13 protein-coding genes and 1 tRNA gene are annotated in these 13,635 nt (G+C 40.9%); 4 read left to right on the top strand and 10 right to left on the bottom strand.

Translation table 11 applies throughout. From position 1 onward, the window contains the following. Positions 1 to 11: 11 nt before the first annotated feature. Together ACP26M_RS08240 and ACP26M_RS08235 are read right to left on the bottom strand one after the other, a co-directional pair. A complete protein-coding gene (locus ACP26M_RS08240) occupies positions 12 to 2,909 on the bottom strand; it encodes an ABC transporter permease (protein WP_426587820.1) in 2,898 nt (965 codons plus the stop codon). A 967-nt stretch (positions 2,910 to 3,876) separates the two neighbouring features. Further along, positions 3,877 to 3,949: transfer RNA gene (locus ACP26M_RS08235), tRNA-Lys, on the bottom strand. Positions 3,950 to 4,217: 268 nt separating this feature from the next. On the opposite strand from ACP26M_RS08235, the gene ACP26M_RS08230 reads away from it, so the two are divergent. After that, positions 4,218 to 4,400, top strand: a complete 183-nt coding sequence (locus ACP26M_RS08230; protein ID WP_091164514.1) for a hypothetical protein — start codon at positions 4,218 to 4,220, stop codon at positions 4,398 to 4,400. 62 nt (positions 4,401 to 4,462) lie between these two features. Here the strand turns inward: ACP26M_RS08230 and ACP26M_RS08225 are convergent, their stop codons facing one another. The 3 genes from ACP26M_RS08225 to pyrE form a co-directional block, all read right to left on the bottom strand. After that, the gene (locus ACP26M_RS08225) at positions 4,463 to 6,091 is read right to left on the bottom strand and encodes an ABC-F family ATP-binding cassette domain-containing protein (RefSeq protein WP_426587818.1); all 1,629 of its coding nucleotides are present in this window, start codon (positions 6,089 to 6,091) and stop codon (positions 4,463 to 4,465) included. 390 nt (positions 6,092 to 6,481) lie between these two features. Beyond that, a complete protein-coding gene (locus tag ACP26M_RS08220) occupies positions 6,482 to 6,877 on the bottom strand; it encodes an SRPBCC family protein (RefSeq protein ID WP_426587816.1) in 396 nt (131 codons plus the stop codon). Positions 6,878 to 6,966: 89 nt separating this feature from the next. Next, positions 6,967 to 7,626: an orotate phosphoribosyltransferase gene (gene pyrE, locus ACP26M_RS08215; protein ID WP_426587814.1), complete on the bottom strand. Its 660-nt coding sequence runs from the start codon at positions 7,624 to 7,626 to the stop codon at positions 6,967 to 6,969. On the opposite strand from pyrE, the gene ACP26M_RS08210 reads away from it, so the two are divergent. Beyond that, positions 7,625 to 8,263: an NUDIX hydrolase gene (locus tag ACP26M_RS08210; protein ID WP_426587812.1), complete on the top strand. Its 639-nt coding sequence runs from the start codon at positions 7,625 to 7,627 to the stop codon at positions 8,261 to 8,263. The two genes, pyrE and ACP26M_RS08210, sit on opposite strands and share 2 nt — an antisense overlap. Here ACP26M_RS08210 and coaD read toward each other — a convergent pair. Further along, positions 8,232 to 8,693 carry a pantetheine-phosphate adenylyltransferase gene (gene coaD / locus ACP26M_RS08205; RefSeq protein WP_090525940.1) on the bottom strand — a complete coding sequence of 154 codons (462 nt, stop codon included), beginning with the start codon at positions 8,691 to 8,693 and terminating at the stop codon, positions 8,232 to 8,234. The genes ACP26M_RS08210 and coaD overlap by 32 nt on opposite strands. Positions 8,694 to 8,824: 131 nt before the next feature. Then, positions 8,825 to 9,400, bottom strand: coding sequence for a GDP-mannose pyrophosphatase NudK (gene nudK, locus ACP26M_RS08200; RefSeq protein ID WP_426587809.1), 576 nt, complete (start codon positions 9,398 to 9,400; stop codon positions 8,825 to 8,827). Positions 9,401 to 9,460: 60 nt separating this feature from the next. Here nudK and ACP26M_RS08195 point away from each other — a divergent pair, with 60 nt between their 5' ends. Beyond that, positions 9,461 to 10,213: a DeoR/GlpR family DNA-binding transcription regulator gene (locus ACP26M_RS08195; RefSeq protein ID WP_426587807.1), complete on the top strand. Its 753-nt coding sequence runs from the start codon at positions 9,461 to 9,463 to the stop codon at positions 10,211 to 10,213. Here the strand turns inward: ACP26M_RS08195 and rsmD are convergent. The 3 genes from rsmD to ACP26M_RS08180 all read right to left on the bottom strand — a co-directional run bounded on the left by rsmD (position 10,196) and on the right by ACP26M_RS08180 (position 12,077). Next, positions 10,196 to 10,747, bottom strand: a complete 552-nt coding sequence (gene rsmD, locus ACP26M_RS08190; RefSeq protein WP_426587805.1) for a 16S rRNA (guanine(966)-N(2))-methyltransferase RsmD — start codon at positions 10,745 to 10,747, stop codon at positions 10,196 to 10,198. The genes ACP26M_RS08195 and rsmD overlap by 18 nt on opposite strands. Continuing rightward, a complete protein-coding gene (locus ACP26M_RS08185; RefSeq protein ID WP_426587803.1) occupies positions 10,723 to 11,535 on the bottom strand; it encodes a DUF3822 family protein in 813 nt (270 codons plus the stop codon). The genes rsmD and ACP26M_RS08185 overlap by 25 nt, the downstream gene beginning before the upstream one ends. A gap of 68 nt (positions 11,536 to 11,603) precedes the next feature. Then, a complete protein-coding gene (locus ACP26M_RS08180) occupies positions 11,604 to 12,077 on the bottom strand; it encodes a hypothetical protein (protein WP_373613637.1) in 474 nt (157 codons plus the stop codon). Between the two features lie 57 nt (positions 12,078 to 12,134). Here ACP26M_RS08180 and ACP26M_RS08175 point away from each other — a divergent pair, with 57 nt between their 5' ends. Beyond that, positions 12,135 to 13,556, top strand: a complete 1,422-nt coding sequence (locus ACP26M_RS08175; RefSeq protein WP_426587801.1) for an ATP-dependent DNA helicase — start codon at positions 12,135 to 12,137, stop codon at positions 13,554 to 13,556. The last annotated feature ends 79 nt before the right edge of the window (positions 13,557 to 13,635 follow it).

Genomic DNA, 13,635 nt, shown 5'->3' with positions numbered 1-13,635 from the left:
GTGATATGCTGTTATTCATTTCGCAAACTCTTCACCGGAGGCACCATGCCAGCCCTAATGGTTCGGAAACTTAAGGTAAATAATCCTATTAGCAGCATTCCAGCACCGCTGATAACAAATACCCACCAGCTGATAGCTACATGGTCGGCAAAGCCTTCCATCCATTTATTAACTGCGTACCATGCAATCGGCGTTACGACGATAAAAGCGAGTAAAATAAGCGATACCAGTTCGGTTGATAAGAGGATCACTATTTGCGCAACACTGGCACCAAATACTTTTCGTATACCAATTTCCTTTGTTCGTTGATTGGTGGTGTAAACGGCAAGACCTAACAACCCGAGGCAACTGATCAATATCGAGACACCTGTTGCCCAGTTGAGCAGGATTGAGGTGTGTTGTTCTTCGTCGTAAAATCTGGCTATCGTGTCATCATAAAAATGGCAATCGAAATCATCGTCGGGATAAACCTTCTTCCAGACCTTTTCCATATTTGTAATGGCGGTTTTCCACTCATTGCCGCCAGCGGTTTCTGGTTTCAAACTAACATGTAACGTCATCATTGGTCGGTGGTCCGGACTGCCCGAAAATAAAACTAACGGATGAATTGGGAAATGCAGCGACCATTGATAAAAATCAGTAACTACGCCAATAATAGTTACATTTCGGCCTTTGCCGCCACCGTATTTTAACTGCTCCCCAATAACATCATTGGGGTTAGTAAATCCTAATACTTTAGTATATGTATTGTTGATGATGATTCCTTTCCCCGTGTCGGCTTTACTTATGTTTCTGCCGGCAAGCAATTTTAGCTGGTATATATTGATGTAGTTTTCATCACCAGACTTAAATGTCACTTCATCTGTTATTATCTGTTTTTTTCCATCGTTGTAGGTGCCATGCAGCGAATTATATACATTAGCCGAAGGCGGGTCATTACCTAAACCCACAAGGGCAACCTGGGGCATCAACCTAAACTCGTTCAGCAGTACCTGGTTGCTGCTGGCCTTAGTGTTTTGCCAGGGTGTATTAATTAACAGGATGGCATCCTTTTTAAATCCGAGGTTTTTATGTAAGGCGTAATAAATCTGCCTGGTTACCAAAATAGTAGCCATTAATAAAAATTGGGCTATAACAAACTGCGAAACTGTAAGCGACTTACGGAGCCATGCGTTTCGCGTTTTATTACTATTGCCCTGCACCTGGTTTTTTAGCACCGACGCGGGCTTGTAGCCTGATAATACAATTGCGGGATAAAAACCCGACAAAATACTTATCACAATAGTTAAAATCAGCAGGAAGAACATTACATCCGGCCTTAGCATATTGGCATGAATATCCGGGGATATAACATCGGCAAACATTTTTAAAATAACTGGCGCAAGCAACACCGATATACATACCGCGAAGAAGGTTATAAGCAAGGTTTCACTTAAAAACTGGAACACTAACTGCATTCGGCTGCTCCCCAAAGTTTTGCGGATCCCAATTTCTTTTGCCCTTTGAGCGGCCTGGGCGGTAGTTAAATTTACATAATTGATACATGCGAGTAACAACAAAAAAATACCAATAGCCAATAAGCCGTAAAGTGTCGTTTTGCTCGCCGGCGATGAGAAGTTAAAAATATTGTAGTTGGGATTGAAGTGAATATCATCCAATGGCTGCAAAGTCAGATCCACTTTGTCTGTAAATCCTTTTACTCCGAAACCCGGCGGATTACTTTTATTGAAAATGGTATTGATCTGTTTTACAACCCGGGGCGCTGGGGTACCCGGTGCCAGTTTTACAAAGACCTCCGATGCCGAAGGGATGCGCTCCCAGGTGTTTATATGTAAATCATCAGAAAGACGTTTGTTAGTTGTAATTGTACTAATGGATATAAAGTCATGAAAGCTAAAGTCGGTATTTTCAGTAAGTGTTTCAACCACGCCGCTAACGGTTGTCTTGAGAGAATCATAGGTAACTACTTTACCAATCATTTGATAATATGATAACGACGGGAAGTAAAGCCTGGCTTGTTGGGATGTTAACACCACCTGGCCGGGCGCATCAAGCGCGTGTCGCGATGAGCCGGCAAGCCAGACATAATTAAAAATTTTAAAATATTGCTGATTAGCAAGTGTTATCCTGTCCAGGTCTCTAAACCGCTTTTGTGTATTTTTATCTTTGTCGATATAAACAAAATGAGGCCACAGAGTATATAGTGGCGTTATATTTTCTATTCCTGCAGCCTGGCTCTTAATCGCCTCGGCCAACGGGCCAGGTACACCACTCGAATAGTTTTTATGCCCCTGGAATGACATGTTCATGACAACGCGGTAAATCCGGTCACTGTCCTTGTGAAATTTATCAAACGTAAAATCGTAGTGTACAATAAAGTAAATGGCCAGGAAAGCACTTATACCGATGGATAAACCAATAATGTTTATCAGTGTAAATAGCTTATGCCTCCCAAATCCGCGGAATGCAATTTTAAAATAGTTTTTTATCATATGACTGCCGGTTAATGTGTCACGCGCCCACCCCGAAAGGCTTAGGTGGTTCAATATTAACGGCATAGTTCGGGTAAAACCTCCCAAGTTATAAGTTGGCATAACTTTTTGAAGGTGATTTTTATACTCCAGAGGGGTTTTACCGGTAAATTGCTTAAAAACACGATGGAAACTGCTTTGTGAATTAAAGCCCGACCCGTAGGCGAGGCCGAGCAGGGTGATATGGTCATATGAGGAATCCTGCATTTTAAGCGCAACCTCGCGGACACGGTATTCATTAATAAAATCATTGAAGCTTTTTTTGAAGACCGTATTAATGATCCGGGATAATTCATGCGTATGCAAGCCGAGCTTTTCAGCAAGCGAGCTCAGACTTAATTCTGCGTCACGGTAATATCCTTTCTCCTTAACTTCCATTTTTAACCAGGAACCTTTTTGTTTCAGATCTGCCGGTAATAATGGTTTTGCTTGATGATCATTTGCATCAATAATTTCTGCTTTTAAATGACTCTTGCCTGCAATCCAAATGATAATGGATATTAAAAGCAGGTATAGGGAATAGTAATAGTGTATGCTTAGCTCATAACGGTAATAAAAATAGTTAACAGCTGTAAACGGTATCCATAATAACCATAAGATAAGGACTCCGGCAAGTGAGCGATCCAACCAGCGTAACTCATTGCGGTAGCGGTCTCCCGCTTGAAATTGTTTTTCCTTGTAAAAACAATCAATTTGTACATAACAGAGAAATAAATAGACAGTAATTGACAGGAATGCCAATAATTGTAAGATTGAGTTAACGTTGTTGTAAATAACGTTACCCGTCTCAATGTTTTGTATTGCAGCAAATACCTGAGCACCCAATTCAGGCACCAAGGGGATGAAGTGCAGCAAATCCCTGCGTTTGAAGATATACCTGGGCCGGGTTATCTGACGCACGTAAAAGTAGATCAAAGGGCCAAAAGTAATTGGCAGCCAAATGTTCAGACGGTTCCATAATGGAATGCACGTCACAAGGCCAACATCAATTGTTAAAATCCGGATTATCCATAAAGCAACAGCGAACATTAAAATTGCCAACCAACGGTTTGCAGACTGGTTCTCCTTTGGGGATATCCATAAAAATAGAGATAGCGTTAAGCTGATAAATACAGCACCTAAAAACGCAATGTAATAAAATGTAAAATGGAGTGTAAAGGGCATCAAGTGAGTTTAGGTAGTTTATCGCTTTCTCAAACCTAAGAAAATATTAATACAAATTCAATGGGTTATTGATTAAAGCCAGGGCTCATGTAAAACATTTCTTTGTGCTAAACCAACATGTTTATCGGTTGTGAAGCCATAAAAAAAGTTGCCAATAAAATTGACAACTTGCCTAAAAAGGTGACCCCGGAGAGATTCGAACTCTCGACCCAATGATTAAGAGTCATTTGCTCTACCAGCTGAGCTACGGAGTCATATGTACCAGCTTTTGCCGGGTTGCAAATATGCAAATTATTTTCTTTTTCAGCAGGCTGAATTATTCATAGTTATCAATTATTTTAATCTGCTTATGTAAAATTATGGTTAGAGTAATAACCTCCTTTTCATCTTCCTGGTGTTCATTTCCTCCCCAGGGCTCGGGTAAAAAAAGTCAATTATAGCAACTTCATAACAAAATGTTGATTTTTTTGTTGGAATTTTAACAAAAGCTGCTTAAATTGTAAAACTTAACATCTATCTCTCATGAAAAAAAGAAAATTACTCAAAATTAACAAGCTGCTGTATGAAAGCGTTGTTAAAGATTTTATTGCCCAAAACGGCTTAAATGTTCAATATTCGTACACTAAAGATCATTTTTATCTATTTAGCGACGAATCTACTATTAATCAGCTTGAAACGCAGGCCTCCGGCTTTAACTTATTATAAGTTATAAATATAAAGGCCCGGTAGTATTATACTACCAGGCCTCATATACTCCTTGCCCGCTATTATACAACGGCGTATAAATCTTCCTGTTGTTTTTGCACTACGGGGCTGTTGATGTATTCATCGTAGGTCATGAGTTTGTCAATGTAACCACCTGGTGTTAACTCAATAATCCGATTGGCTACCGTTTCAACCAGTTCATGATCCCGTGAGGTGAACAGGATGGTCCCACGGAAATCTTTCATACCATTGTTAAGCGCTGTGATCGATTCCAGGTCGAGGTGGTTAGTTGGTTCATCAAACATCAGCAGGTTGGCTTGCTGCAGCATCATACGGCTAAACATGCAGCGCATTTTTTCACCACCCGATAGTACACTGCATTTTTTCATAACTTCTTCGCCCGAAAACAGCATCCGGCCTAAAAAGCCGCGGATAAACTGATCGTCTTTTTCGCCCGGTGAATATTCGCGCAGCCAGTCAATCAGGTTGTCGCTTTTGCCATCGAAGTATTCGCTGCTGTCGTTAGGGATATCAGCCGCGTTAATGGTTACACCCCATTTAAAGGTGCCTGTAAAATCTTTATCGCGGCCTGTTAAAATATTATAGAAAGCGGTAGTTGCCAAACTGTTTTGCGACAGGATGGAAATTTTATCGCCTTTGTTTACAGTGAAGGTGATGTTGTTGAACAGCACCTCACCATTAAGGGTTTTGCCCAGGTTTTCAACGGTCAGGATCTGATCGCCGGCTTCACGGCCCAGGTTATTGAATATAATACCCGGATATTTGCGGTTTGATGGCTGAATTTCATCCAGGTTGATTTTATCCAATGCTTTTTTACGGCTGGTTGCCTGTTTTGATTTGGACGCGTTAGCACTAAACCTGCGGATAAACTCCTGAAGCTCTTTAACTTTATCTTCGGCTTTCTTGTTTTGTTCGGCACGTTGTTTAAGGGCCAATTGGCTCGATTCGTACCAGAAGGTATAGTTACCGGTATAAATGGTCATTTTACCGAAATCAATATCTACTACGTGGGTACATACAGTATCCAGGAAGTGCCTGTCGTGAGATACTACCAGTACGATAGCTTCATATGACGCAAGGAAATCTTCCAGCCAGCTAATGGTATGGATGTCCAAATCGTTGGTAGGCTCATCCAGCAGCAGGATATCTGGTTTGCCAAAAAGTGCCTGGGCTAATAAAACACGTACTTTTTGGGTGTTATCAAGGTCTTTAACCAGTTGATAGTGAAATTCTTCTTTAATGCCGAGGTTGCTGAGCAGGGTAGCGGCATTGCTTTCAGCATTCCAGCCGTCCATTTCGGCAAAAAGGTTTTCCAATTCACCGGCACGTTCGCCGTCGGCATCGCTAAAATCTTCTTTAAGATAAATGGCATCTTTCTCCTTCATAATGGCATACATTTCCTTATGGCCCATCATTACGGTTTCAAGAACTGTGAATTCGTCAAAAGCATAATGGTTCTGGCTCAAAACAGCCATACGTTCGCCGGGAGTAAAGCTCACCGAGCCGCTGGTTGGGTCAACATCGCCCGAAAGAATTTTCAGGAATGTGGACTTACCCGCGCCATTGGCGCCAATAATACCATAACAGTTGCCCTGTGTAAATTTCAGGTTTACGTCTTCAAACAAAGTACGCTTACCATAACGTAAAGAAAGATTGGATACCGTGATCATGCTGCACCTCTAATTTGGCGCAAAAGTACGGTAAAATCTTCATTTTAACGATATATGGTGCTGATATTATGGATGGGGATTTTTTGAGCAGCAATTTTTCCCCATAAATTAAATCCATGGGTATACAATTACACAGAAATGATAATGGACGGTAAACTAAAAGTATGTTTAATACGTTTAATTGCTATATCTAACCAGTTATAATATAATGGTACAGCCTTTGACTAACATACAGTATAACAATTTATTTAAATTATTTAACAATGGTCATGGGAGCATTAATTATAGGTTTAATTATCATCAATGTGGTAATAGCCATCAACAATACACAAAAGCGCAAAGTATATTAAAAATATATTAATATATAAGTTTTAGGGCAACGCCCTATGCTTAGTTTAAAATATTAAATAAGCTTTGGGTTTCATGGTCGGCCAATTTTTGAAGCGGACCTGATGCCAGCATTTTCATCATCATGCTAAGCTCTGCGCCAATGGTGAATAAAATATCAGTATGGTCGTTATTGAAAGATAACGACCATTTTAGTTCCAGGTTAAACGGTGGTTTCTCGGCAGGTATAATCCTTATCAGCTGACCGGGCACACGCTCCTCAATTTTCAAAGCAAGCCTGGCCATATTCTGGATACTGAAACGGGCTTCATCCCGGGTGGATGTCCATTCCTGGATATTATCGGGCATCAATTGCCGGTGATTATTAAAATCGGCCAGGAAATCGTAAACCTCCGTTAAAGACTTGTTAATACTTATGGTACTGGTAAATATATTCATTACAGATGTGAGATATTAGATTTGAGATTTGAGATGAATTATAGCCAATCATCAATCAGCTCTTTCATCGAAATCAAAAACTCAGCAGTTTAACTTGCAGCCATTTCGCCCCAGGTTGATGGGTTTTCGCGCCACTGCTTGAGCAGGTTTACATCTTTTTCATTAATGAATTGATGTTCTTCCGCGTATTTAATAAGCGCGTTATAGTTTGACAGGGTTACGTATGGGCAGTTGGCCTGCTTAAAGTTTTCGTCGGCAATATCAAAGCCATAAGTAAATATAGCTGCCAGGCCCGCAACATCATAACCTGCTGTACGGAGCGCTTCAACAGCCTGCAGGCTGCTTTTACCGGTTGAAAGCAGATCTTCGATAACTACAACCCGCTTGCCTGATGTAGTAGCGGCATCGCCCTCAATCATGCTGCCTGTGCCATGCTCTTTAGGTTTTGAACGTACATAGATAAATGGAAGGCCTAATTCCTGGGCTACTAATGCACCTTGCGGTATACCTGCAGTTGCTACACCTGCAATGCAGCCAACCGACCCGAATTTATCCTGTATGGTTGCCACTAATTGCTGCCTGATGTAAGTGCGGATAGTTGGATGAGAAAGTGTAACGCGGTTATCGCAGTAAATTGGAGATTTCCAGCCCGATGCCCATGTAAAAGGATTATTGGGTTGTAATTTAATTGCTTTAATTTGCAGCAGGAATTCGGCTACTTGTTGTTCGATCTCATTATTAGTAAACATGGCTCAAAAATACAGAATTTATATTAACGAAAAGGTTATCCTGCTCACAGAATCTGAACCAAAGCATGCAGATAATTTTGAAAGGCTTGATGCAGAGACCTTTGACCTGAAAATTATATATACCTGGATCCTCGCTAATCCCAATAAATTGTTCTACATAAAAACAGCCAATGCTAAGGTGTATTTTAAAGCTGTTAAAAAGAATATTACACTTATTGAAGCGGCAGGCGGCCTGGTTATGAACACTAAGGGGCAATATTTATTCATTTATCGTAATGATAAATGGGATCTGCCCAAAGGCAAAATAGAAAAAGACGAAAAAGTGAAAGAAGCGGCAGTGCGCGAGGTAGAGGAGGAGTGCGGTATAAAAGTGAGCGAACTGGGAGAAAAAATTTGTAAAACATATCATGTATATGTAAACCGCGGCGAGGTAGTGCTTAAGAAAACGCATTGGTTTGCCATGACAAGTAAGGGTAAAGAAAAGCTGAAACCTCAAAAAGAAGAGGGTATTACCGATGTGCGCTGGTTTGAACATCACCATATTGAACCGATAATTGAAAACACCTTTCCATCTATTATGGATGTGTTGCACAAGGAAAAGCTGGTTACAAATAAGGTAATGCCTCTTTCGGAATAAACTGGCTTACATCGCCATTATAGCGGATGATTTCGCGCACAATGGTTGAACTGATGGATGAATAGCCTGGTTTGCTTACGATAAATATGCTTTCGATATCGGGTGCCAGCGAATGGTTCATCTGGGCGATCGCTTTTTCATACTCAAAGTCTGATACGGTACGGATCCCCCTGATCATGTAAGCGGCGCCTATGCTTTTGCAAAAATCGACAGTAAGGCCTTCATAAGCTATCACATGGATCCGTTCATCATGCGCGAAAACGGCCCTGATCATTTGTTCACGCTGTTCAACACTCAGCAACCCCTTTTTGCTGCTGTTCACGCCGATACCTATGTAAAGCTTATCAAAAAGCTCGACAGATCGTTTCACAATATCAACATGAGCTTTAGTGAGCGGATCAAATGAACCTGGAAAAAGGGCTGTCTTCATGCAGTAAAATTAATGAATAGTTGATTGGATTGTTTAAATGAACGATTGTTTTTTGCCTTTTATCAGCATTATTTAATGCGCGACTTTATATCTGACAAAATGCGCCATTCACCTCATCAACAAAATCAACACTAAACCAGCGAAGCCAACTGAGCATACTGCAAAAGCATAATTGTCTTGCCATCTTTTATTTCCCCGGTTTTTACCATTTGCAGGGCTTCGCTGAATGGCAGCTCTAAAACTTCAATATTTTCATTTTCGTGGGCGAGCCCGCCACCATCGCTAACTTTCATTTCTTTGGCATATTCGGCAACAAAAAAGTAAAGAATTTCGGTAACAGATCCCGGCGACATATAAGCTTCAAAAACCTTTTTAACATCGGTTATTTTGTAGCCGGTTTCTTCCTCTGTTTCCTTACGGATGCAATCTTCCGGATTATCCTTATCAAGCAAACCGGCACAACATTCAATCAGCATTCCGTCGGGGTTTCCGTTGATATAGGTTGGCAGCCTGAATTGCCTGGTTAATATTACAGATGACTGTGCTTTATTATAAAGCAAAATGGTTGCGCCGTTGCCGCGGTCATAAGCTTCACGGCTTTGCACAGCGGTATTACCGTCTTTTTCCGTAACCTCGTAAGTTACTTTTTTAAGGACGTACCAGTTATCTGATAAAATATCGGTATTAAGTATTTTGATTTGATTCATTTTTATTTGATCGTTTATGATTAATGATGATTATTTTTGAACGAAAATAGGATTAATAAAATGAACTTTCCAAAAAGAAAACAAAAAATAATTGAGCAGCTCAGTCTAAGCGGAGAGGTTGATATAAAGCAATTGGCTGCCGAACTAAACATTTCAGAAATTACAGCACGGCGCGACCTGAACCAATTGGCGGCCGATGGGATCCTTTACCGCACACATGGAGGTGCAACAAAAGTTAATCCTCATGAAAAGCCACATAGCTTTGTGAATAAAAGCGCTCAAAACGCAGCTGTTAAAGATGCCATTTGCCGCAGGGCCGCGTCACAAATTACCGACGGGGATATTATTTTTATGGATTGCGGGAGTACTGTTTTTAGGTTATGCCAGTTCATTAAAAACAAGAAGATAAAGGTGATAACAAATTCATTGCCTGTAGTATATGAGCTTCAGGATACCGCTGTGAGTGTTAATATAATAGGAGGGGAGCTGGATAAAGAGCGACAGGCTGTACATGGAACTACAGCTATTGAGCATATTCAAAAGTATAGGGCAACCAAAGCTTTTTTGGGTGTTGACGGTATTTCGGAAGCAGGATTGTTCGCCAATAGTGAACATGAAGCATCCATTACAACAGCCTTCGCTGCAAACAGCGCATTTACCTACATTCTGTGTGATGCCAGTAAAATAAGCAAGGAAACCTACCTTAATTTTGCAGGCTTAGATATCATCAACGCGATCATTACCGATGCAGATCCTGAGCGGTTAAATGGATTTAAAGAAAGCGGGATAGTTATTTTAACGGCAGGTATCTAAACCGGGTCTGAAAAACGAAAATGACGAATGCCCGTATTTTCTTTGTTCAACAAAAGCGGTATGATTACTCAAATTTTGCAGGGACTGGTGTTCAATAATTAAGAGGCCATCAGGTTTAAGCAGTTTTTTTTCAAAAATAACTTTTGGCAAATCGGGGATCCTGTTCAGATCATACGGCGGGTCGGCAAATATCAGATCGTATTGTTCCGTTTCAATATTCAGGTATTTAAATACATCTTCGCGGTAAGTTTTTATTTGTGTAAGCTTATGCTGCCGCGAGGTATCTTTAAGATAATTAACGCAATGAATACTTCTGTCGACAGATATAACTTCCGAAGCTCCGCGTGAAGCAAATTCAAGCGAGATATTGCCGGTGCCGCTAAACAGGTCAAGCACTTTAATGCCTTCAAACTCAATTTGGTTAAGCAGGATATTAAATAAAGCTTCTTTTGCCAAATCGGTTGTAGGACGAACAGGAAGATTTTTTGGCGGATTAAGCCTTAAGCCTTTTAAACTGCCTCCGATAATGCGCATAATGAAAGAGCCGCTATTGATAACACCCTGTGAGCTACAACCTCCGCGGGTAATTGTAACACCTGTAAATTATTGACTTCGGCCACTTTGAAAAATTCGGCCAGGCGACTTAGTCCTTTACTGTCGACATCAATGTTACCGCTTACATATAAGTTGGTATATTTAGCTTCGAGGTTAAGTTCATTAGCAACCAGCACGGTAAAGTAAACCAGTTCATCATCGCCAATAAAATCAAATGAGTTATAGAAACGCAGTTTGCCGGACGCAAAATGAGCTATCTCCACCTTTTCTTTTTCGATATTGAGGTAAAGGCAGTCGTTGCCGGGATTGTTTTGGGCAATGGCAGTTAACCAGCCTTTTGATGTAAAAACGGTATTATGGATGCCAAATTCTTCTGCGGCACTCACAATTGTTTCGCTGGTATTGTATACGATGACATTTTGTTTGTCTAATACCTGGGCTATAACTTTGCCGTCGTCTTTTACATTAAGGAAGCGGGCCAGGTTCGGCAGGCGCTCACCGCTAAACAATTCTGCCGGCACCAGCGTAAAGCTGTGAGCAGGTAAACCGATAATTATTTGCCCGTACTTGGCCGAAAGAAGGTCAAGCAATTCCTGCGGATCGCTTAGCTCATCAAACGGATAATTTTCGGCCCAGGCTATTAGCTTGCCGTTATTACTTATGGCGTACGAAAACGATTTGTCTTCAACCTGTATTAATAAAGTATAATCCTCAGTTTTATCTAAACTAAAGTTATCATCGTGGTAAGTATAATTGTGTTCGTTCATACCGGTTTTAACAAAAGTAATATTTTTTGGCAGATACAGTAATTACCGCGGTCCAAATTGGTATGCTGTTATAAAATACGGGTTAATATCATCAGGATGATAAATATCAAAATCGGCAACCCTACAGGCTTAGGATAATAATCATTATCCGGAAAATATCTCCTGAAAAAAAACTGGCTTAGAATCAAAGCACCAATCAGCCCAAAACCTATGTTAAGGCCTGCTACCGAAAGCATTGCTGTAACCTGCGCTGGTGTTGGCTGGCCGCCTTTGGCCGTTACATTCATAGCATCAACAACCTGTTGCAGATTGACGCCCGAATGCATGATAACAAAGTAGGAGAGATAAGAAAAAAATAATACAAAGGCCAGCACCGCCGGAACTGCCTTTCTGTAACCTGCATTGTATAAATTGATAACCAGCAGCACCCCGCCAAATATCAGGTTAAAAAACGAAAACCAAAATATCGCCCTTTTGGAGTAAATATCTACATAATCGTCTTCGCTGTATTTTTCGTCCTCTTTGTTTTCGTCAAATTCCATGGCTCAAATGTAAAACTAATCTTACTGAATTAAATTACTTATCATCATTTTTGCAGGGTGTTAAGTCCCGATCATATCCGCCAGTCATTTCCGCATGAGCCAACAGGCCAGCAAACGGAACTTTTTAGCAAGCTGCATGCCTTTTTAAAAAGTACCGAAGGCGACGAATGCTTTATTCTGAAAGGCTATGCCGGCACCGGTAAAACAACCATTGTGGGCGCGCTGGTAAAAGCGTTGAGGCATTATAATTATAAAGCAGTGCTGCTGGCCCCAACAGGCCGCGCCGCCAAGGTCATTACCAACTACTCCGGGCGTAAAGCTTTTACTATCCATAAACGCATCTACCGTAAAAAATCGGCCTTAACTATCGATGATGGTTTTGCCCTTGCCGATAACCTGTCCAGCGATACGCTTTTTATTGTTGATGAGGCCTCCATGATCTCGGATGAGGCCATGGGCAGCAATCACGTGTCGTTATTGCTTGATTTGCTGAGATATGTTTATAATGATAAAAACTGCAAGCTGATACTGGTAGGCGATACCGCACAGTTACCGCCTGTAGGGGCCGACGACAGCCCCGCGCTCGACGTGCAGCTTATGGGTGATAAATTTGGGCTGTCGATATTCAGTTATGAACTTACCGAGGTTTTGCGCCAGCAAAAGAATTCGGGTATCTTATATAATGCCACCAATATCCGCGATCTGATCCGTGAGGAGATGATAGAGATCCCTAAAATTGTAACCAAGGGGTTTAAAGATGTTTTCAGGATGACCGGTGAGCGATTGCCCGAAGGTTTGGAATATGCCTATCGCAAATACGGCTATGATCGTACACTTATCATTTGCCGCTCAAACAAAAATGCCAATTTGTACAACGGACAAATTCGAAACCGCATTTTATACCGGGAGGAAGAGCTTACCGGCGGCGATCAGATCATGATAGTAAAGAACAATTACTTTTGGCTGCAGGATAAAGATGAAAATAGTACCGCGTTTATTGCCAACGGCGATATTGCCCGTATAGTAAAAGTACGCCGCACCGAAGAGATGTATGGTTTTCGTTTTGCCGATGTGCAGCTGGAATTCATTGACTATGCCGAAGATCCAACCCTCGATTGTAAGGTTTTGCTTGATACGCTCTATGCCGATTCGCCCGCGTTAAGCCAGGATGATCAGAAACGGTTTTACCAGGAAGTAATTAAGGATTATGAACATTTACCTAATAAAAGGGCCATGCACAATGAGCTGAAGCTTAATCCTTATTACAATGCCTTGCAAATAAAATTTGCCTATGCCATTACCTGCCATAAAGCACAGGGTGGCCAATGGGATGCAGTTTTTGTTGATCAGGGGTATGTAACCGATGAGATGATCAATATGGATTTTTTGCGATGGTTTTATACCGCGCTCACCCGAGCTACCACCGAATTATTTTTGGTTAATTTTGATAGCAGGTTTTATAAATTAAAGGAAGAATAATCTTCAAAGATAAATTTACTTTTATCAATACAAACTATTGATAATTAGTATTTTAATTGTTAATATTAGCAATTAAAAA

The sequence above is a fragment of the Mucilaginibacter sp. R-33 genome (assembly GCF_049949235.1).
In the GTDB taxonomy this organism is placed as follows: Bacteria; Bacteroidota; Bacteroidia; order Sphingobacteriales; family Sphingobacteriaceae; genus Mucilaginibacter.
The sequence above is the reverse complement of the archived record's forward strand: the minus strand, read 5'-3'. Positions and strand labels throughout refer to the sequence as shown.